The organism is Streptococcus sp. k-163, assembly GCF_013277555.1.
Taxonomy (GTDB): Bacteria; Bacillota; Bacilli; order Lactobacillales; family Streptococcaceae; genus Streptococcus.
Map to the genome: position 1 here is coordinate 1 of NZ_VMND01000013.1, position 19,734 is coordinate 19,734.

17 protein-coding genes and 2 pseudogenes are annotated in these 19,734 nt (G+C 39.1%); 9 read left to right on the forward strand and 10 right to left on the reverse strand.

The window, feature by feature from the left end; all coding sequences use genetic code 11:
- From HT731_RS05190 to tnpA, 3 genes and pseudogenes are all read left to right on the forward strand, one after another.
- Nucleotides 1–339: pseudogene (locus HT731_RS05190) on the forward strand (N-acetylmuramoyl-L-alanine amidase family protein); the annotation flags it as partial.
- Between the two features lie 939 nt (nucleotides 340–1,278).
- Nucleotides 1,279–2,751 carry a peptide MFS transporter gene (locus HT731_RS05195; protein ID WP_173277972.1) on the forward strand — a complete coding sequence of 491 codons (1,473 nt, stop codon included), beginning with the start codon at nucleotides 1,279–1,281 and terminating at the stop codon, nucleotides 2,749–2,751.
- Nucleotides 2,752–3,169: 418 nt separating this feature from the next.
- Nucleotides 3,170–3,684, forward strand: a pseudogene (gene tnpA, locus HT731_RS05200) (IS200/IS605 family transposase).
- A gap of 218 nt (nucleotides 3,685–3,902) precedes the next feature.
- Here tnpA and HT731_RS05205 read toward each other — a convergent pair.
- The 8 genes from HT731_RS05205 to HT731_RS05240 form a co-directional block, all read right to left on the reverse strand.
- The gene (locus HT731_RS05205; RefSeq protein ID WP_061758858.1) at nucleotides 3,903–4,571 is read right to left on the reverse strand and encodes a hypothetical protein; all 669 of its coding nucleotides are present in this window, start codon (nucleotides 4,569–4,571) and stop codon (nucleotides 3,903–3,905) included.
- Nucleotides 4,572–4,628: 57 nt separating this feature from the next.
- Nucleotides 4,629–5,465: a VanW family protein gene (locus tag HT731_RS05210; protein ID WP_061758857.1), complete on the reverse strand. Its 837-nt coding sequence runs from the start codon at nucleotides 5,463–5,465 to the stop codon at nucleotides 4,629–4,631.
- Nucleotides 5,449–5,997, reverse strand: a complete 549-nt coding sequence (locus tag HT731_RS05215; protein ID WP_061758856.1) for a YqeG family HAD IIIA-type phosphatase — start codon at nucleotides 5,995–5,997, stop codon at nucleotides 5,449–5,451. The genes HT731_RS05210 and HT731_RS05215 overlap by 17 nt, the downstream gene beginning before the upstream one ends.
- A 435-nt stretch (nucleotides 5,998–6,432) precedes the next feature.
- Entirely contained in the window at nucleotides 6,433–6,909 is a 477-nt protein-coding gene (locus HT731_RS05220) for a glutathione peroxidase (protein ID WP_173277974.1), read from the reverse strand.
- Nucleotides 6,906–7,484, reverse strand: a complete 579-nt coding sequence (locus HT731_RS05225; RefSeq protein WP_061758854.1) for a DUF3278 domain-containing protein — start codon at nucleotides 7,482–7,484, stop codon at nucleotides 6,906–6,908. Before HT731_RS05225 ends, HT731_RS05220 begins: the two co-directional genes overlap by 4 nt.
- Nucleotides 7,485–7,510: 26 nt before the next feature.
- On the reverse strand, nucleotides 7,511–7,837 hold the full coding sequence (locus tag HT731_RS05230) for a hypothetical protein (RefSeq protein ID WP_061758853.1): 327 nt from the start codon (nucleotides 7,835–7,837) through the stop codon (nucleotides 7,511–7,513).
- A 10-nt stretch (nucleotides 7,838–7,847) separates the two neighbouring features.
- Entirely contained in the window at nucleotides 7,848–8,390 is a 543-nt protein-coding gene (locus HT731_RS05235; protein ID WP_173277976.1) for a DUF3278 domain-containing protein, read from the reverse strand.
- Nucleotides 8,391–8,405: 15 nt separating this feature from the next.
- Nucleotides 8,406–8,600 (reverse strand): helix-turn-helix transcriptional regulator, encoded by a 195-nt coding sequence (locus tag HT731_RS05240; RefSeq protein ID WP_001082471.1) that lies wholly within the window; start codon nucleotides 8,598–8,600, stop codon nucleotides 8,406–8,408.
- A gap of 167 nt (nucleotides 8,601–8,767) precedes the next feature.
- On the opposite strand from HT731_RS05240, the gene rsmH reads away from it, so the two are divergent.
- The 5 genes from rsmH to HT731_RS05265 all read left to right on the forward strand — a co-directional run bounded on the left by rsmH (nucleotide 8,768) and on the right by HT731_RS05265 (nucleotide 15,728).
- The gene (rsmH, locus tag HT731_RS05245) at nucleotides 8,768–9,718 is read left to right on the forward strand and encodes a 16S rRNA (cytosine(1402)-N(4))-methyltransferase RsmH (RefSeq protein ID WP_061758851.1); all 951 of its coding nucleotides are present in this window, start codon (nucleotides 8,768–8,770) and stop codon (nucleotides 9,716–9,718) included.
- A 9-nt stretch (nucleotides 9,719–9,727) separates the two neighbouring features.
- Nucleotides 9,728–10,045, forward strand: a complete 318-nt coding sequence (gene ftsL, locus HT731_RS05250) for a cell division protein FtsL (RefSeq protein WP_000227825.1) — start codon at nucleotides 9,728–9,730, stop codon at nucleotides 10,043–10,045.
- A gap of 3 nt (nucleotides 10,046–10,048) precedes the next feature.
- Nucleotides 10,049–12,301, forward strand: coding sequence for a penicillin-binding protein PBP2X (gene pbp2X / locus HT731_RS05255; RefSeq protein WP_173277978.1), 2,253 nt, complete (start codon nucleotides 10,049–10,051; stop codon nucleotides 12,299–12,301).
- Between the two features lies 1 nt (nucleotide 12,302).
- Entirely contained in the window at nucleotides 12,303–13,283 is a 981-nt protein-coding gene (gene mraY / locus HT731_RS05260; protein ID WP_173277980.1) for a phospho-N-acetylmuramoyl-pentapeptide-transferase, read from the forward strand.
- A gap of 339 nt (nucleotides 13,284–13,622) precedes the next feature.
- A complete protein-coding gene (locus HT731_RS05265; protein ID WP_173277982.1) occupies nucleotides 13,623–15,728 on the forward strand; it encodes an ATP-dependent Clp protease ATP-binding subunit in 2,106 nt (701 codons plus the stop codon).
- Between the two features lie 61 nt (nucleotides 15,729–15,789).
- Here HT731_RS05265 and HT731_RS05270 read toward each other — a convergent pair whose 3' ends face one another.
- Together HT731_RS05270 and HT731_RS05275 are read right to left on the reverse strand one after the other, a co-directional pair.
- Complete coding sequence (locus HT731_RS05270) at nucleotides 15,790–16,272, reverse strand: S-ribosylhomocysteine lyase (protein ID WP_000032557.1); 483 nt, start codon at nucleotides 16,270–16,272, stop codon at nucleotides 15,790–15,792.
- 94 nt (nucleotides 16,273–16,366) lie between these two features.
- Entirely contained in the window at nucleotides 16,367–17,851 is a 1,485-nt protein-coding gene (locus tag HT731_RS05275; protein ID WP_140834312.1) for a DUF1846 domain-containing protein, read from the reverse strand.
- Between the two features lie 152 nt (nucleotides 17,852–18,003).
- Here HT731_RS05275 and HT731_RS05280 point away from each other — a divergent pair, with 152 nt between their 5' ends.
- Entirely contained in the window at nucleotides 18,004–19,611 is a 1,608-nt protein-coding gene (locus HT731_RS05280; protein WP_173277984.1) for an alpha-glucosidase, read from the forward strand.
- The last annotated feature ends 123 nt before the right edge of the window (nucleotides 19,612–19,734 follow it).

A 19,734-nucleotide genomic window follows, 5' to 3' on the forward strand; every position in this document is an offset into this window, starting at 1 on the left:
GGCTTATGGTATTACTTAAACGAATCAGGTTCAATGGCTACTGGTTGGGTTAAAGATAAAGGCTTATGGTATTACTTAAACGAATCAGGTTCAATGGCTACTGGTTGGGTTAAAGATAAAGGCTTATGGTATTACTTAAACGAATCAGGTTCAATGGCTACTGGTTGGGTTAAAGACAAAGGATCATGGTATTATCTTGATACTGCTGGAGCTATGAAGACAGGTTGGTTTACAGTTTCTGGTAAATGGTACTATACCTATAATTCAGGAGATTTATTAGTAAACACCACTACACCCGATGGCTATCGAGTCAATGCTAACGGTGAGTGGGTAGGATAGGTATCCATTAGCTAAATCTAATCATTCTGAACTAAAAAATCTTCTTACATATGTAGGAAGATTTTTTAGATTCTCAAAACTAGTTTAAAAGACTACGCTATTTAAACCAATTTTGAGAATGGATATATAAGGATATTCAGAAATCTAGTTGGTCAACTTTTGTATTTTGAATATACCTTAGATGGTGACGATGTCTTGGTATATCTGATACTCACTTACATATTCTAACTTATTTTAACTAAGATAAAACTGTAGTGGTGAATTTGCTACAAATAGTGTAGAGGCGTTATTTGAAAAATATACAAAAAAGGAACTCCAATTTACATTTGAGTTCCTCTTACTTTTAATTGTCCGAATCAATATTCTTATTTCAAAAAAAGGTAGTGATTCGGCTGATTTTTATTGCAATGTAGTGAAATTTGAAATTTCAAGAATCGCTTTAAATCAAGGTTTCTACCGTATATTGACGTGTAGTGAATCCCTATTTCACTTCTGTAAAACTAAATAAGGGAAACTTTTGATATTCTGGTTCGATTTTTGCTTATTTTTTATGAAAGTTTACCTTATTTTGATGAAATTGATTAAAATTAGTTGAAATTTTATGTTTTGAAAACTTATGAAAACGTTGATTTTAAAGCACTTTGAAATTAGATGAAATAAGTGGTGCCCCAACCAGGTCTTAAGAAAGCTCGTAAAGCTTCACAATTTAGTAAACGTTAATTCGAAAGAATTACTATATTTACAAAGAGCACCTTTCGGGGTGTTCTTTTTTATACTTTCTTACTTAATTAGATCTCTATCTGGTATTTTTTAATTGAGGATAAAGTAGAAACTTATCTAAATAGATTTTTCAGAAAATTTTCTAAAAAAACATAATTTGTTTGACATTCGTTTGAAAATTCTGTAAAATAAGTTATTATATTTTTAAGGAGAATATGTATGGAAAAACAGAAAACATTTTTTGGACACCCTATGGGCTTGTCCACCCTCTTCTTTACAGAGATGTGGGAACGCTTTTCTTACTATGGGATGCGAGCTATCCTACTTTACTATATGTACTATAGTGTGCAAGATGGTGGGTTGGGGATGGATAAGACTACGGCTGCATCGGTTATGGCTATTTATGGCTCGCTGGTATTTTTGTCCTCGGTTATTGGTGGTTTTGTCAGTGACCGTATTTTAGGAAGCCGTAAGACTGTCTTTTACGGTGGGATTCTGATTATGCTAGGACATATCGCTTTGGCAACACCTTTTGGACAAGTGGCTCTCTATCTTTCTATTGCCTTGATTATCTTTGGAACTGGATTTTTAAAACCCAATATCTCAGATATGGTTGGGGGAATTTATGAGAAAGAGGATGATAGACGGGATGCAGGTTTTAGTATCTTTGTCTTTGGGATTAACTTAGGTGCCTTTGTTGCCCCTTATCTAGTGGGTTATCTAGGTCAGGAAGTCAATTTCCATTTAGGTTTCTCATTAGCTGCCATTGGGATGTTCTTTGGTCTGGTGAAGTATGTTTTGGATGGGAAGAAATACCTGCCTGAATCAAGCCTTTACCCCACTGATCCACTTTCACAGAAGGAGCAGCAGAGCTTGATTAAACGTTTGCTGATTGCACTTGTCGTAGTTATTCTCGTGGTTATAGGTTTAGTCTTTACTCACCAGTTTAATGTGGATATGATTGTTAATATCTTTACAGTGATTGCTGTAATTATTCCAATCTACTATTTCTTCAAGATTTTATCTAGTCAGAAAATAACTGCCACTGAGAGATCCCGAGTATTTGCCTACATTCCTCTATTTATCGCTGGAGTACTCTTCTGGTCTATTGAGGAACAGGGTTCTGTTGTTCTCGCTCTATTTGCGGATGATCAAACTCGACTTTACTTTAATGTATTTGGGAATCAAATTCATTTCCCATCTAGCTTTTTCCAAAGTATTAATCCCCTTTTCATTATGATTTATGTGCCGATTTTTGCATGGTTGTGGGGGAAAATGGGTAAAAAGCAACCATCCTCTTCTAAGAAATTTGCTTATGGTTTATTTGCGGCAGGTTTATCCTTCTTGTGGATGATGTTACCAGGGATGCTCTTTGGGACAGATGTTAAGGTCAGTCCTTTCTGGTTGATTATGAGTTGGGCTATTGTAATTGTGGGTGAAATGCTGATTTCGCCGATTGGTCTATCAGTCACTAATAAGCTAGCACCAAAATCCTTCCAAGCACAAATGATGTCTATCTGGTTCTTGAGTAATGCTGCTGCCCAAGCTATCAATGCTCAAATTGTAAAATTTTATACAAGCGAGACCGAAGTTGCTTACTATGGAATTGTTGGAGGAATTACGATTGTATTCAGTATTATCTTACTCTTCTACGTTCCGCGTATTGAAAAACTAATGTCTGGTATCAAATAGAGAAAAACTGGAATTTCTGTAGGGATTCTAAAAGTTAAATCAATTATTTATTCATGGGATTTAGTTCTGTATTGTACAGGGCTGAGTCCTTTTAGTTTGATTAATGCTCTTCGAAAATCTCTTCAAACCATGTCAGCTTCATCTACAACCTCAAAACCATGTTTTGAGCAACCTGCGACTAGCTTCCTAGTTTGCATTTTGATTTTCATTGAGTATAAAATTCAGGATGTTTCTGATTTTTCTAATAGACACTTGTCTACTTTTTATTATGCGACTATTAGTCAGTCTCGCTCCGTTAGGTGCGAGACAAAAAAACCACCCGCTATGCGGGTGCGCGTCGAAGGTTATACCCCAAAAAAACTTCGAACGCGATACAATAAAGGTGTTCAAGCCAATTGTAAAACGAAAGGAGAAAAATATGGCACAAAAGGCTCATAGTTTATCGCACATAAAGTGGGACTATTCTATCACATTGTGTTCACCCTAAGTATAGACGAAAAGTTATCTATAATCAATATAGAAGTAGTTTAGGTGAAATATTTCATCGCTTGTGTGCTTATAAAGGAGTTGAAATTATCGAGGGTCACTTAATGCCAGACCATGTACATATGTTAGTAAGTATTCCACCAAGGATAAGTGTTTCGAGTTTCATGGGTTATTTAAAAGGAAAAAGTGCACTCATGATGTTTGATAAACACGCCAATCTCAAGTACAAGTTTGGGAATCGGTATTTTTGGGCGGAAGGTTATTATATGAGTACGGTGGGACTCAATGAAGCTACAATTAAGAAATATATTCAAGATTAAAGAAATTATCCAGTGGATGATTTCTTCACGAGTATGAAAATTTGAGAACGAGGTAAAGCATGATATAGCACTAGATAAATTGAGTGTAAAAGAATATGAGGGTCCCTTTAGGGATAGTGGTAAGTAATACTAAAGCCTCTTTAAGAGGCAAGTGACGAGTCAAGAGCAATAAGGCTTGAACAACGTGAAAGCCAGCGTCTTCAGGCGCTGGCTGGTAATTTGGGATTATAGCCCTGGGACAAACCACCCGTTTGACGGGTGATCATGATTGTTGGAAAGATTTACTTCATTTTCTCTTGAAATTGAGTTTTTTACCAGGCTTGTCTTCTTTTTATGCTATAAAGCTTATTTTTCTAAGTAATTACAAACATTATTAATTTGTTCATGAATTTTTGTACCAAATTTTTCTTCAAAAAATGCACTTCCTATTGTAAAAGCCCAAGGATTTGCTTCAATGACTTCATCCAAACGTTCATAGCTATCAATACTTCCAGCCAAACAAACGGGTGCTTGGACAGCTTGAATAAAAGTATTGTTCAGCTCAATGGGATCCCCTGTATAACGATAACCTAGCAGGTCAAATCCATAAACTCCTTTTGCTAGATATTCTTTTGCTTGAGAAATCATATGCTCGATAGAACCGTCTAGGATAGATGGACGATCCGTAATTTGTCCAACAAATGGCATATACTTTATGTTGTTTTCTTTACAAAATTGGTTTATTGAATCAAAGAAGACAGTCCCCATTAAAATATCGCACCCACATTCTTTAGCTATTCGTGCACCTTGGAGTCCACTTTCTTCGTCATATTCAACAACTTCAAGAAAAGTAGTCTTACCACAAGATTTCATTTTTGAGAATAACGATTTCATTTCAGAAATAGGAAGTGGTTTTTCTTTAAAACCCCAATACTCAGCGTTAGAGTGTTTACATGATTCGAAAATTTCACTAGCATTTTCAACTGTGTGATCATTGTGCGTCAGCATAACGATTAATTTAGGTGTGTTGTTCATAATAGTTCCTTTTACCTTGAATTTAAGTCATTTTTTCATGATATCGGAAGATTTAGATTATTGTTTAATCATTTCTGTAGGTATGAGATCGGGATCATACATGACTTTTGAATGATTTTTCAAAACAAGTTCTTTTTCTAATGTTTGTTCAGTTACTCTATCAAGCTTTTCACGATAAATCATGGAGTGACGATAATAATGTTCCCCCTCTTTTTTGAAATGATGATTTTCTTCGACAATTTGATAAATGAATGGGAACTGGGCTTCACTTCGTAATTCTCCGAAGAGTATTTCATTCTCAACCCATGTTCGTAATTGAATGATTTGGTTAGTTGAATTTTTAAAACGGTAATCTTGATGATTGTATTGGACAGATGTTCCGTTTGCAAATGGTTTTCGCTTTCCTTTATCTGGATCTAGTGCATCTGAATGTGCATGAAATTCCGTGATTTCCATGGGACTATGAACAATTAAAAGATGGAGTAGATTAGCTAGGTTGCAGAGTCCGCCTCCGATACCGGGTTCCACTTTGCCGTTAATAATGACTCGTCCTTCTAAGTATCCTTTTCTTTTTGTTGTATTTCCAATTAAACTCCAAAAAGAGAATTCTTCTCCAGGGTAAATCATAATATGGTTCAAAGATTGGGCTGCAATATGAATGTTAGTTGCTTTGCCTTTCTGGAGATTGATATCAATACCAGGACCGCGCTTGATCAACTGAGTAGAGTATGATGAAACCACGTTAGGTAGGAGTTTTTCTTGACGAACTTTTGAGAATTTCTTTCCTTCTTTAAAATTTTGGATATGTCGTTTGAGATTTTCTTTTTTTAAAGAGATTTTATATGTGGTAGGACTAATTTCACAAAATAATAGGTCCTTATTCCAAAAAACCATGCTCTTTCTCCTTCTTTATCACATCTAAATGCTTATTTTTTTGTCTGAAAAATGGGTAAGTAGATAGTATTAGTTTTTCAACCCATCGTTTTTTGCCAATCCCGCCTTCTTTAGGATCATATAAAAAATCAACCAATATAGTGGGAATATTTGCTCGACTAGCTCCCAGAATGTCTGTGAAAAGTTGATCTCCAATCATCACAGTTTCAAAAGGTTTTAACTGCATCATGTCAAGAGCTTTTTGAAAATTCTTAGGATTTGGTTTTTCTGCAAGAGGAATAAAAGGAACGGATAGATGTTTATTAAATTCTGTTATTCTTTCCTCGTCATTATTTGATAAAAGAAAAATTTGGAAACCAAGGACTTTGAGATTTTGAAATAGTTCAATAACTTGTTCTGTGGCAGGAGTACCATGCATCACAAGAGTCTGATCGATATCAAAAATTAAACCCTTAAAACCAATTTGATATAAGCTTTGATAAGGGATATCAAAAACATTTTTTGCTCGTGCTGCCGGCATGAATGGGAACATTTGGTGTAAAGCCTTTCATTGAATATATATCAATAATTCTAGCACATATATAGAACAAGGTCAACAGTGCTATTATATGTTTAGGTTTTGATAGCTGATGAAAGTGAAGTGTAGGCATAGGTGTATCTAAAAAAATATGATAATTATGAAGGGGGATTTTGAACATCATTTAGTTTTAAGAGTATTTATTAGGTTTTAAGTCCGAATGTAATTGAAGACTAGCACCCTACATTTATTGAGCTTGAAAACTGTTAGATGAGGGTGATGTATTAGAAACAGCTATATGAAACAGATTTTTTTGACTAGCAGTTTTATCAATTACAATTTACAATACTGCATTCTTCATTATATGGAATGGCTATTTAAGTCAAAGTTAATTAAAAATCTCACTATTCATTAGGCTAAAGGAGACCTAATCAAAGTGAGATTGTGAAATTATAGTAGGTTTTGTATCGCCTCTTCAATCTGTTTTGGGTCTGTTTTTGAAGAGAAGCGCTCAAAGACCTGCCCATCACGACCGATGAGAAATTTAGCGAAATTCCATTCGATTCGTTTTCCTAGTGGGCCAGATTTCTGGTCTTTTAACCAGACATAGAGGGGATCTGCCTCCTTGCCGTTGACCTTGATCTTGGCAAAGCGTGGGAAGGTGGTTTGATAGTTTAGGCTACAGAAGTTGCTGATTTCCTCTACGCTACCGGGTGCTTGTCCCATAAACTGATTGCAAGGGAAGTCTAAAATCTCAAAACCTTGTTCTTGATAGCGATCATAGAGTTCTTGAAGTCCTTGGTACTGGGGCGTTAAACCACATCCGGTAGCAGTGTTGACAACCAAGAGAACTTTCCCACGATAGGCATCTAGTGGAGTTTCTTGATTGTCTTGGTTCAAAACTGAAAAATCGTATAGTGAAGTCATTGATTGCTTTTCTCCTTCTGTGTGATCTTGTTAGGAGTTTTTTCCTCCTGTAGTGATAGAAATCCGTAGGTCATGGTTCCAAAAATGCTACCGATAATCAGGCCATACATCAGCAAAGGAACACTTTTATCGACTTGCATGAGCAACTTCCCAAAATCTGAAAAGGACATCTGCTGAACGAAGACTTTATGAAAGATGAGTAAGGTAAAGAGACCAATCTGAATATCGATAAACACAACCCAGCTTCGAAATTTGATTTGGGCTTTGCTGTAGGTTTTGAGGATGATTTCTGACTTGTCATCTTTTTCCAGATGGAGTTCTTTGACGGCTCTTTGAGTTTTTAAAGTAATGAAAAAAATGAGTCCAGAGTAAACGTAGGGCATAGCATAGCGAACGGCTTCTATGAAGCGTCCAAATAACAGATAAAACAAGAAGAGAATGAAGGAAGAATAAACGATTTGGACCATGGAACGGGCACAAGCCTTGTGGATAATCTCTTGTCGGCATTCATCAAAAGGGCCCTGAATGTGAAAGAGATTTCGAAGTAGGCGAGTGGTGAAGTCTTCTTTTTTCATGCTAGTAACCTCCTAAATGAGCGGTTTTACTGATTTTCTTTTACGAATTGATAGAGATAATAAAGATAAGTGATAGAAGAAAGGCTAGCGATAGTCAGCAGTAAATAATATTTCCAACCGCTTGAGATGAGCATCAGTTGTGGAAAAGATAGAATTATAAAGTATAGTGCTAAGTTAAGTGTGCGCGTTTTTGGGGAGTCAATCTTTAGATAAGTCAGTCCTTTGTTAAGTGCTAGAATAAAGACTAGCACGAGGAATGTCTCGTCGATTGGCAAGTTCCCTGAAACGATGATGAAGATGAGCAGTGAACTGAACAAAATATGATAGGTAAGTAAAGTTACTAGTGATTTCATAGGGCACCTCCTAATACTCATCCTGATTTTTCTTGGCTTTTGCAATGCGACGGGAGATGAGGAACTGTATGCTTGCCCCGAAGAAGATAGAACCGAGAATGCTTGATACACCATTTCTTATAGTGAGAAGAGACTGAAAATAGTCCTGACCTTCACCTATGAGTATATCGAGAAGAGGAGTTATAAAAAATATCCATAGACCAAAGAACAAACCTGCTTTCAGACCTGGGTAATGTAGTTGCTTGCTTTCTTTCTCACTCAGCATATCTGGATCAATAGCTGTAATCCCTGTTTTTTTGGTTTGGGAGAGCACATAGAAAGCAGAAATCATCGAAATGCCGAATACCACAATAGGATAGCCGATAGCGACAATTTGCGGGTATTTATAAGCGAGGACAAAGGGGATGAGATTTCCAAATGTCATCAGATAAAAGAGGATGATAAAAACTTGATTGCCGATACGATCAGCCTCGCGTCGTTTGTGTTCATCAAGTGGTCCTGAAATGCCATAAATGCGTTTGATAAATTTTTCAGTGAAGGCTTCTTTTTTCATGAGTTGGCTCCTTTTTTAAAAATTATCCTCCCAAAAGAGACTGTTGAGGTCAGTTTGGAGGCTACGAGCGAGATTGAGACAGAGTTCCAGGGTTGGATTGTACTTGTCGTTTTCAATCATATTGATGGTTTGTCTCGAGACACCGATATCCTTGGCGAGCTCGAGCTGGGAAATGCCTAGTTCCTTGCGAAATTCTTTCACACGATTCATCTATTCTCCTTTCTGGTTTGTGTCGCATATATTTGACTATATTATATTCTTCTGTGAAGTAGATGTCAAGCATATTTGACATATTTCTTAAAGAAATTCTTACTTGTTTGTGGCCTATTTGTCTGACTAGTGCAAGCTGGTCGGATTTGTGGTAAAATAGATAAGATATGACAAAAGAATTTCATCATGTAACGGTCTTACTCCACGAAACGATTGATATGCTCGACGTAAAGCCTGACGGTATCTACGTTGATGCGACTTTAGGTGGAGCAGGCCACAGCGAATATTTATTAAGTAAATTAAGTGAAAAAGGCCATCTCTATGCCTTTGACCAGGACCAGAATGCCATTGACAACGCGCAAAAACGTTTGGCACCCTATATCGAAAAAGGGATGGTAACCTTTATCAAGGACAATTTCCGTCATTTACAGGCCCGTTTGCGCGAAGCTGGTGTTCAGGAAATTGATGGAATTTGTTATGACTTGGGAGTGTCTAGTCCTCAGCTGGACCAGCGTGAGCGTGGTTTTTCTTATAAAAAGGATGCGCCACTGGACATGCGCATGAATCAGGATGCTAGTCTGACAGCTTATGAAGTGGTGAACCACTATGACTATCATGACTTGGTTCGTATTTTCTTTAAGTATGGCGAGGATAAATTCTCTAAACAGATTGCGCGTAAGATTGAACAAGCGCGTGAAATAAAGCCAATCGAGACAACGACTGAATTGGCAGACATTATCAAGTCGGCCAAACCTGCCAAGGAACTCAAGAAGAAGGGGCATCCTGCCAAGCAGATTTTCCAGGCTATTCGAATTGAAGTCAATGATGAACTGGGAGCAGCAGATGAATCTATCCAGCAGGCTATGGAGATGTTGGCTATAGATGCTAGAATCTCAGTGATTACCTTCCATTCGCTAGAAGACCGCTTGACCAAGCAATTGTTCAAGGAAGCTTCAACAGTTGAAGTTCCCAAAGGCTTGCCTTTCATCCCGGATGATCTCAAGCCCAAGATGGAATTGGTATCCCGTAAGCCAATCTTGCCAAGTGCAGAAGAATTAGAAGCCAATAACCGCTCGCACTCAGCCAAGTTGCGCGTGGCAAGAAAAATTCACAAGTAAGAGGAAAAAATGGTAGATAAGAAAGAAACAACCAGTCAATTCTTGCAGAGTCGTATAAAAAAATTCTCCCGTGTGGAGAAGGCTTTTTATCTCTCCATTGCGTTTACAGCTCTCGTTTTGGCATTGAGTATTATCTTTATGCAGACTCGACTCCTACAAGTACAAAATGATTTGACAAAAATCAATGCGCAGATAGAGGAGAAGAAGACAGAATTGGATGATGCCAAACAAGAGGTAAATGAATTGTTGAGGGCAGAACGCTTGAAAGAAATCGCAAATTCTAAGGACTTAAAATTGAATAACGAGAATATTCGATCAGCGGAGTAAGATATGAAGTGGACAAAAAGAATAACCCGATTTGCGATTAGAAACCGTAAATCTCCAGCAGAAAACCGTAAAATAGTGGGGAAGTACATCAGCTTGTTAGCTGTCGTACTTTTCGCTGTCTTTTTGGTCAATTTTGCTGTTATTATCGGAAGTGGTAGTAAATTTGGAACAGATCTAGTAAAAGAGGCTAAGAAAGTTCACCAAATAACTCGTACAGTCCCTGCCAAACGTGGGACTATTTATGATCGAAATGGAGTCCCGATTGCTGAGGACGCAACCTCCTATAATGTCTATGCTGTTATTGATAAAAAATACAAATCAGCAACGGGTAAAATTCTTTATGTAGAAGATGCCCAGTTTAATAAGGTAGCAGAGGTCTTCCATAAGTATTTGGATATGGACGAGTCTTATGTTAAAGAACAATTGTCTCAACCGAATCTGACTCAAGTTTCCTTTGGTGCCAAAGGAAATGGGATTACCTATGCCAATATGATAGCTATTAAAAAGGATTTGAAAGACGCTAGTGTTGAAGGAATTGACTTTACAACTAGCCCTAACAGAAGCTATCCAAATGGACAATTCGCTTCTAGTTTTATTGGTTTAGCTCAGCTCCATGAAAATGAAGATGGGAGCAAGAGTTTGCTGGGAACTTCTGGGATGGAGAGTTCCTTGAACAGTATTCTCGCAGGGAAAGATGGCATTATTACTTATGAAAAGGATCGTCTAGGTAATGTTGTACCCGGAACGGAACAAGTTTCCCAACAAACGGTAGATGGCAAGGATGTTTATACAACGATTTCCAGCACCCTTCAGTCTTTCATGGAGACACAGATGAATGTCTTTCAAGAAAAAGTAAAAGGCAAGTATATGACAGCAACCTTGGTTAGTGCTAAAACGGGAGAAATTCTTGCAACAACGCAGAGACCAACCTTCGACGCTGATACTAAGGAAGGGTTGACTAAGGACTTTATTTGGCGTGATATCCTCTATCAAAGTAACTATGAGCCAGGGTCAACCATGAAGGTCATGACACTCGCGGCTGCTATTGACAATAACACTTTCTCAGGAGGAGAAGTCTTCAATAGTAGTGAGTTAAAAGTGGCAGATGCTACTATCCGAGATTGGGACGTCAATGAAGGATTAACTGGCGGAGGAATGATGACCTTTTCTCAAGGGTTTGCGCACTCAAGTAACGTTGGGATGACGCTTCTGGAGCAAAAGATGGGAGATGCTACCTGGCTGGATTATCTAAGTCGCTTTAAATTTGGTGTTCCGACTCGTTTTGGTTTGACGGATGAATATGCAGGCCAACTTCCTGCTGACAATATTGTCAATATTGCCCAGAGTTCATTTGGACAAGGGATTTCAGTGACCCAAACCCAAATGCTACGTGCTTTTACAGCGATCGCTAATGATGGAATTATGTTAGAGCCTAAATTTATTAGTGCAATTTATGATTCCAATAATCAATCTGTTCGTAAGTCTCAAAAAGAAGTTGTGGGGAATCCTGTTTCTAAAGATGCGGCAAGTTTAACTCGAACTCATATGGTGTTAGTAGGAACTGATCCTGTTTATGGAACTATGCATAACCACAGTACAGGCAAGCCAACTGTAACTGTTCCTGGTCAAAATGTGGCTCTCAAGTCCGGTACAGCCCAGATTGCGGATGAGAAAAATGGAGGATATTTGATTGGTTCTACCAATTATATTTTTTCGGCTGTATCGATGAATCCGGCTGAAAATCCTGATTTTATCTTGTATGTAACAGTTCAACAACCTGAGCATTATTCAGGGATCCAGTTGGGAGAATTCGCCAATCCTATCTTGGAAAGGGCAGTGGCCATGAAAGATTCCCTTAATCTTCAATCAACAGCCAAAGCCTTAGATCAAATAAGTAGTCAGACTTCTTATGCTATGCCTAGTATCAAGGACATATCCCCTGGAGATTTAGCAGAAGAACTACGTCGCAATATTGTGCAACCAATCGTTGTGGGAACAGGAACAAAGATTAAAGAATCATCTGTAGAAGAAGGGACCAATCTTGCACCTAACCAGCAAGTTCTCCTCTTATCTGATAAAGCAGAGGAAGTTCCAGATATGTATGGTTGGACAAAAGCAACCGCAGAAGCTTTTTCTAAGTGGTTAAATATAGAACTTGAATTTGAAGGTTCGGGCTCCACTGTGCAGAAGCAAGATGTTCGTGCTAATACAGCCATCAAGGACATTAAAAAAATTACATTAACTTTAGGAGACTAATATGTTTATTTCCATCAGTGCTGGAATTGTGACATTTTTACTAACTTTAGTAGGAATTCCAGCTTTTATCCAATTTTATAGAAAGGCGCAAATTACAGGCCAGCAGATGCATGAGGATGTCAAACAACACCAAGCAAAAGCTGGCACGCCCACAATGGGGGGACTTGTTTTCCTCATTGCTGCAGTTGTGGTGAGTTTTCTTGTTGCTATTTTTTCAAAACAATTGACCAATAATGTGGGAATGATTTTGTTCATCTTGGTCTTGTATGGCTTGGTTGGATTTTTAGATGACTTTCTCAAAGTCTTTCGCAAAATCAATGAGGGGCTAAATCCCAAGCAAAAATTGGCTCTTCAGCTTTTAGGTGGAGTTATCTTTTATCTTTTCTATGAGCGTGGGGGTGATATCCTGTCTGTATTTGGTTATCCAGTTCATTTGGGATTTTTCTATATTTTCTTTGCTCTTTTCTGGCTAGTCGGTTTTTCAAATGCAGTAAACTTGACAGACGGAATTGATGGTTTAGCTAGTATTTCCGTTGTGATTAGCTTGTCTGCCTATGGAGTTATTGCATATGTGCAAGGTCAGATGGATATTCTTCTAGTGATTCTTGCCATGATTGGTGGTTTGCTTGGTTTCTTCGTCTTTAACCATAAGCCTGCCAAGGTCTTTATGGGAGATGTGGGAAGTTTGGCCCTAGGTGGAATGCTGGCAGCCATCTCTATGGCCCTCCACCAAGAATGGACTCTCTTGATTATTGGAATTGTTTATGTCTTTGAAACAACTTCGGTCATGATGCAAGTCAGTTATTTCAAAATGACTGGTGGCAAACGTATTTTCCGTATGACGCCTGTGCATCACCATTTTGAACTTGGAGGATTGTCTGGTAAAGGAAACCCTTGGAGCGAGTGGAAGGTTGACTTCTTCTTTTGGGGAGTAGGACTTCTAGCAAGTCTCCTGACCCTAGCAATTTTATATTTGATGTAAGAATAGCACCCTGATATTTCAGGGTGTTTTTGCTTTTAAAAAAAATATTGGTCAATTAAAGTCAAATCACTTGACCTTTTCTGACCAATGTAGTATATTATGAACGTAAGGTAAATGAAAGCCTTACTAGAACACTTATTTAAAGTAAAGTAGAAAGAGGTGTGTCTATGTTTAATCTAGAAATCTTCAGAAGTAAAGATAGTCTACTCCTGCTTGAAAAAGAAAAACCAGAAATAGTACCTAGAGTAGCGATTTAGCTAGTCTAAATTTTTTAAAACAAAGGTCAAAGATAGTCAATATCAGTAATAATAACGAAGTAAATAAAATGAGGTAAAGAATATGAACAACAACTTTAATAATTTTAACAACATGGATGATTTATTTAACCAATTGATGGGTGGTATGCGAGGATACAGTTCTGAAAATCGCCGTTACTTGATTAATGGACGTGAAGTCACACCTGAGGAATTTGCTCATTATCGTGCGACTGGTCAATTGCCAGGAAATGCAGAAGTTGATGGACAAATGCCACAACATACGTCAGGTATGAAACAAGATGGTGTCCTTGCTAAACTGGGTCGAAACTTGACAGCAGAAGCGCGTGAGGGCAAGTTGGATCCTGTTATCGGACGAAACAAGGAAATTCAAGAAACATCTGAAATCCTTTCACGTCGTACTAAGAACAATCCTGTTTTGGTCGGAGATGCAGGTGTTGGTAAGACAGCAGTTGTCGAAGGTCTAGCACAAGCCATTGTGAACGGAGATGTTCCAGCTGCTATTAAGAACAAGGAAATTATTTCCATTGATATCTCTGGTCTTGAGGCTGGTACTCAATACCGTGGTAGTTTTGAAGAAAACGTTCAAAACCTAGTTAATGAGGTCAAAGAAGCAGGGAATATTATTCTCTTCTTTGATGAAATTCACCAAATCCTCGGTGCTGGATCTACTGGAGGTGACAGTGGTTCTAAAGGGCTTGCGGACATTCTCAAGCCAGCCCTCTCTCGTGGAGAATTGACAGTGATTGGAGCAACGACTCAAGACGAATATCGTAACACCATCTTGAAGAATGCAGCTCTTGCTCGTCGTTTCAACGAAGTCAAGGTCAATGCTCCTTCAGCAGAGGATACCTTTAAAATTCTTCAAGGAATTCGTGACCTCTATCAGCAACACCATAATGTTATCCTGCCAGACGAGGTTTTGAAAGCGGCAGTGGATTATTCTATCCAATACATTCCTCAACGTAGCTTGCCAGATAAGGCTATCGACCTTGTCGATGTAACGGCAGCTCACTTGGCAGCACAACATCCTGTAACAGATGTGCATGCTGTTGAACGTGAAATTGAAGCGGAAAAAGACAAGCAAGAAAAAGCAGTTGAGGCAGAAGATTTTGAAGCAGCTCTCAACTATAAAACACATATTGCAGAATTGGAAAAGAAAATCGAAAACCACACAGAAGATATGAAGGTGACTGCAAGTGTCAACGATGTGGCTGAATCTGTAGAACGAATGACGGGTATTCCAGTTTCACAAATGGGAGCATCAGATATCGAACGTTTGAAAGATATGGGTCATCGTTTGCAGACGAAAGTTATTGGTCAAGATAAGGCCGTTGAAGCAGTAGCAAAAGCTATCCGTCGTAACCGTGCTGGTTTTGATGAAGGTAATCGTCCAATCGGTAGCTTCCTCTTTGTAGGTCCTACTGGTGTTGGTAAGACTGAGTTGGCTAAACAATTGGCTCTAGATATGTTCGGAACGAAAGATGCTATCATACGTTTGGACATGTCAGAATACAGCGACCGCACAGCCGTATCTAAATTGATTGGTACAACTGCAGGTTATGTTGGTTACGATGACAACAACAATACCTTGACAGAACGCGTCCGTCGCAATCCATACTCAATCGTCCTTCTCGACGAAATTGAAAAGGCTGACCCTCAAGTCATCACCCTTCTCCTTCAAGTTTTGGATGATGGTCGTTTGACAGATGGTCAAGGTAACACTGTTAACTTCAAGAATACGGTGATTATCGCAACTTCAAATGCAGGCTTTGGTTACGAAGCTAACTTGACAGAAGATGCTGATAAACCAGAATTGATGGATCGTTTGAAACCTTACTTCCGTCCAGAATTCCTTAACCGTTTCAATGCTGTCATCGAATTCTCACACTTGAGCAAAGAAGATCTTTCTAAGATTGTAGACCTTATGTTGGTTGAAGTTAACAAGACGCTTTCTAAGAAAGACATTGACTTGGCAGTGAGCGAAGCTGCTAAAGAATACATGACTGAGGAAGGCTACGATGAAGTCATGGGTGTTCGTCCACTCCGTCGTGTGGTTGAACAACAAATCCGTGACAAAGTCACAGACTTCCACTTGGATAACCTTGATGCTAAACACCTAGAAGCAGATATGGAAGATGGTGTTTTGGTCATTCGTGAGAAAGCCTAACTCAACATTTTGAGCATAAAAAAGAAGGAGCCAGCTGAAAAAACTGGTTCCTTTTTTACGTTTAAATCACATGACGTTCAAAGGCATCATCTGAAATCCCTTGTTCAAGGATGAGTTTAGCCCATTCTTTAGCAGAGAAGAGGCTGTGGTCCTTATAGTTTCCGCAAGATTCGATGGTTGTTCCAGGGACATCTTCCCAAGTAGTGGTTTCAGCGATTTCCTTGAGCGAATCCTTGATAACAGCCGCAATTTCAGCACTGGTATGACGTCCCCACATAATCATGTGGAAGCCTGTACGGCAACCAAATGGTGAACAGTCAATCATACCGTCAATGCGGGTACGGATAAGTTTTGCCAAGAGGTGCTCGATAGTGTGAAGTCCAGCAGTAGGGATTGAGTCTTCGTTTGGTTGCACCAAGCGAATATCAAAGTTGGAGATAACGTCTCCCTTTGGCCCGGTTTCTTCCCCAATCAAGCGAACATAGGGTGCTTTAACAATAGTGTGGTCAAGTTCAAAACTTTCAACAATAACTTCTTTTGACATGGTATATCCTTTCAGTTTTCTTTTTTTATTATATCATAAAGCTGGCTCCTGAGACAGAGAGAAAACCTCTCCGAGGCTGGAGAGGTTGAAATCGTTACTTACGATACAAGCGGTCGTATTGGTAGTATGGGTCAAAGGTTACGTTGATACCTAGTTTACGAAGGACATTCTTGTCTTCATCGGTCAAGATGATGGTTGAGTGGGCTTCGCTTCCTTTGAGATTGCCAAGTTCTTTCATAGCGCGGGCAGCATCAGGATTTTCCGTAGCTGTGATAGCCAGTGCAATCAAAATTTCATTTGAATGTAGGCGTGGATTGCGGCTACCTAGATGATCGATTTTAAGACCTTGGATTGGCTTGACAACTTCTGGTTCGATTAGTTTCACTTCTTTAGCAATATCAGCTGATTTCTTGATAGCGTTGATAAGAGCAGCGGCTGTAGGGCCAAAGAGTTCTGAGTTTTTACCAGTCACGATTTCGCCAGTTGGCAATTCAAGGGCTAGGGCTGGTCCGCCAGTTTCTTCAGCTTTTTGACGGGCAACGACAGCAACCTTACGGTCTGCAGGTGTGATGCCGAGGTCATTCATAAGCAACTCGATTTTCTTGACAGCAGCTTCGCCAACTTTTTCGGCTTTGAAATCAAGAACAGTTTGATAGTAGCGACGGATGATTTCTTGTTTAGAGGCTTCGATAGCAGCCTCATTATCTGTAATAGCGAAACCAACCATGTTGACTCCCATATCTGTTGGAGAAGCGTATGGAGACTCTCCTAGGATACGTTCCAACATGCGCTTGAGCACTGGGAAGATTTCGATATCACGGTTGTAGTTGACAGTGGTTTCTCCATAGGTTTGAAGATGGAAAGGATCAATCATGTTGACATCATCAAGGTCAGCTGTGGCAGCTTCATAAGCCAAGTTAACTGGATGATGAAGGGGAAGATTCCAAACTGGGAAGGTTTCAAATTTAGCGTAACCAGACTTGATACCATTGATTTGGTCGTGGTACATATTGGACATACAGGTTGCCAATTTTCCAGAACCAGGTCCAGGAGCGGTTACGACAATCAGGTTGCGACTGGTTTTGATGTAGTCATTTTTTCCCATGCCTTCTGGAGAAATGATGTGATCCATATCCGTCGGATATCCTTTTATTGGATAATGAAGATAGGAATCAATTCCGTTTTTCTCAAGTTGGTTGCGGAAAGCATCTGCAGCGGGTTGGCCAGCGTATTGTGTAATGACCACTGAGCCGACAAAAATCCCTAATTCATTGAATTTATCAATCAAACGAAGAACTTCTTGGTCATAAGAAATGCCCAAGTCACCACGTGCTTTAGAATGCTCGATGTTGCTAGCGTTAATGGCAATCACAACCTCAACCTGCTCTTTCAACTCTTGCAAGAGCTTGATTTTGTTGTCAGGCTCATAGCCAGGAAGCACACGAGCAGCGTGGAAATCTTCTAGCATTTTGCCACCAAACTCCAAGTAGAGCTTGCCGTCAAATTGGTTAATGCGCTCCAAAATGTGGTCGCGCTGTAGATTCAAATATTGTTCAGAACTAAAAGCTTGTTTTTTCATTTTTTTACCTCTGACCTCTATTATAATAAAAAATTGGCAGTTAGGAAACTATGGAGTTAAAAAAGGAAGTAAAAAGATTAGGCAAACGCTTGCACAAAACTCAGAAAAGCGCTATCATAGACTGTAGATTATTAAAATAATGAGGTAAGAAAATGCAAGAAAAATGGTGGCACAATGCCGTAGTCTATCAAGTCTATCCAAAGAGTTTTATGGATAGCAACGGAGATGGAATTGGCGATTTGCCAGGAATTACCAGTAAGTTAGACTATCTAGCCAAGTTAGGAATCACAGCGATTTGGCTTTCTCCAGTTTATGACAGTCCTATGGATGATAATGGCTATGATATTGCTGATTATCAAGCGATTGCAGCTATTTTCGGGACCATGGAGGATATGGACCAACTAATCGCTGAAGCTAAGAAACGTGATATTTGTATCATCATGGACTTGGTGGTCAATCATACCTCGGATGAACATGCTTGGTTTGTCGAGGCCTGTGAAAATCCTGACAGCCCTGAGCGTGACTACTATATCTGGCGGGATGAGCCTAATGATCTTGATTCTATCTTTAGTGGGTCTGCTTGGGAGTATGATGAAAAGTCGGGTCAATACTATCTCCACTTTTTCAGTAAGAAACAGCCTGATCTCAACTGGGAGAATGAAAAACTTCGCCAGAAAATTTATGAGATGATGAACTTCTGGATTGATAAAGGCATTGGCGGTTTCCGTATGGATGTCATTGACATGATTGGCAAAATTCCTGATGAGAAGGTAGTCAATAATGGACCTATGCTCCATCCTTATCTCAAGGAGATGAACCAAGCCACTTTTGGCGATAAGAATCTCTTGACAGTAGGGGAGACTTGGGGAGCAACTCCAGAGATTGCCAAGCTTTACTCTGATCCAAAGGGGCAAGAATTGTCTATGGTTTTCCAATTTGAACACATCTGTCTTCAGTATCAGGAAGGGCAACCTAAGTGGCACTATCAAAAAGCGCTGAATATCCCTAAGTTAAAAGAGATTTTCAACAAATGGCAGACAGAGTTAGGCGTTGAGGACGGCTGGAATTCACTCTTCTGGAACAATCATGACCTCCCTCGTATCGTCTCAATCTGGGGAAATGACCAAGAATACCGAGAAAAATCTGCCAAAGCCTTTGCAATCTTGCTTCATCTCATGAGAGGGACTCCTTATATCTATCAAGGTGAGGAAATTGGGATGACAAATTATCCGTTTGAAACACTGAATCAAGTAGAAGATATTGAATCTCTTAACTATGCGCGTGAGGCTCTTGAAAAAGGCGTTCCGATGGAAGAAATCATGGACAGTATCCGTGTCATTGGTCGTGACAATGCCCGTACCCCTATGCAATGGGATGAGAGCAAAAACGCTGGTTTCTCAACTGCTCAACCTTGGTTGGCAGTGAATCCAAACTATCAAGCAATCAACGTTCAAGAAGCGCTGGCAAATCCTGATTCTATTTTCTATACCTATCAGAAGCTAGTTCAAATCCGTAAGGAGAATAGCTGGCTGATTCGAGCTGATTTTGAACTTCTTGATACGGCTGATAAGGTCTTTGCTTATATTCGTAAAGATGGCGACCGTCGTTTTCTAGTTGTGGCCAATTTGTCCAATGAAGAGCAAGACTTAACAGTAGAAGGAAACGTCAAATCTGTCTTGATTGAAAACACCACGGCTCAAGAAGCCTTTGAAAAACAAGTCTTAGCTCCATGGGATGCTTTCTGTGTGGAATTGGGCTAAATATTTCTGAACAGAAAAATCTAAAATTGAAATCGTATAAAAACAAGGGAGGACTGTATGAAAGACAGAAATTCTTTGTTTTTTTATTCCTAAAGTTTATAAACTTTCATTCTCGAAATTCAA

What these genes read in the sequence shown, in the direction of transcription:
- HT731_RS05195 (WP_173277972.1), top strand. Translation starts at nt 1,279, where the DNA reads ATGGAAAAACAGAAAACATTTTTTGGACACCCTATGGGCTTGTCCACC.
- HT731_RS05205 (WP_061758858.1), bottom strand. Translation starts at nt 4,571, where the DNA reads ATGAACAACACACCTAAATTAATCGTTATGCTGACGCACAATGATCAC.
- HT731_RS05210 (WP_061758857.1), bottom strand. Translation starts at nt 5,465, where the DNA reads ATGGTTTTTTGGAATAAGGACCTATTATTTTGTGAAATTAGTCCTACC.
- HT731_RS05215 (WP_061758856.1), bottom strand. Translation starts at nt 5,997, where the DNA reads ATGTTCCCATTCATGCCGGCAGCACGAGCAAAAAATGTTTTTGATATC.
- HT731_RS05220 (WP_173277974.1), bottom strand. Translation starts at nt 6,909, where the DNA reads ATGACTTCACTATACGATTTTTCAGTTTTGAACCAAGACAATCAAGAA.
- HT731_RS05225 (WP_061758854.1), bottom strand. Translation starts at nt 7,484, where the DNA reads ATGAAAAAAGAAGACTTCACCACTCGCCTACTTCGAAATCTCTTTCAC.
- HT731_RS05230 (WP_061758853.1), bottom strand. Translation starts at nt 7,837, where the DNA reads ATGAAATCACTAGTAACTTTACTTACCTATCATATTTTGTTCAGTTCA.
- HT731_RS05235 (WP_173277976.1), bottom strand. Translation starts at nt 8,390, where the DNA reads ATGAAAAAAGAAGCCTTCACTGAAAAATTTATCAAACGCATTTATGGC.
- HT731_RS05240 (WP_001082471.1), bottom strand. Translation starts at nt 8,600, where the DNA reads ATGAATCGTGTGAAAGAATTTCGCAAGGAACTAGGCATTTCCCAGCTC.
- rsmH (WP_061758851.1), top strand. Translation starts at nt 8,768, where the DNA reads ATGACAAAAGAATTTCATCATGTAACGGTCTTACTCCACGAAACGATT.
- ftsL (WP_000227825.1), top strand. Translation starts at nt 9,728, where the DNA reads ATGGTAGATAAGAAAGAAACAACCAGTCAATTCTTGCAGAGTCGTATA.
- pbp2X (WP_173277978.1), top strand. Translation starts at nt 10,049, where the DNA reads ATGAAGTGGACAAAAAGAATAACCCGATTTGCGATTAGAAACCGTAAA.
- mraY (WP_173277980.1), top strand. Translation starts at nt 12,303, where the DNA reads ATGTTTATTTCCATCAGTGCTGGAATTGTGACATTTTTACTAACTTTA.
- HT731_RS05265 (WP_173277982.1), top strand. Translation starts at nt 13,623, where the DNA reads ATGAACAACAACTTTAATAATTTTAACAACATGGATGATTTATTTAAC.
- HT731_RS05270 (WP_000032557.1), bottom strand. Translation starts at nt 16,272, where the DNA reads ATGTCAAAAGAAGTTATTGTTGAAAGTTTTGAACTTGACCACACTATT.
- HT731_RS05275 (WP_140834312.1), bottom strand. Translation starts at nt 17,851, where the DNA reads ATGAAAAAACAAGCTTTTAGTTCTGAACAATATTTGAATCTACAGCGC.
- HT731_RS05280 (WP_173277984.1), top strand. Translation starts at nt 18,004, where the DNA reads ATGCAAGAAAAATGGTGGCACAATGCCGTAGTCTATCAAGTCTATCCA.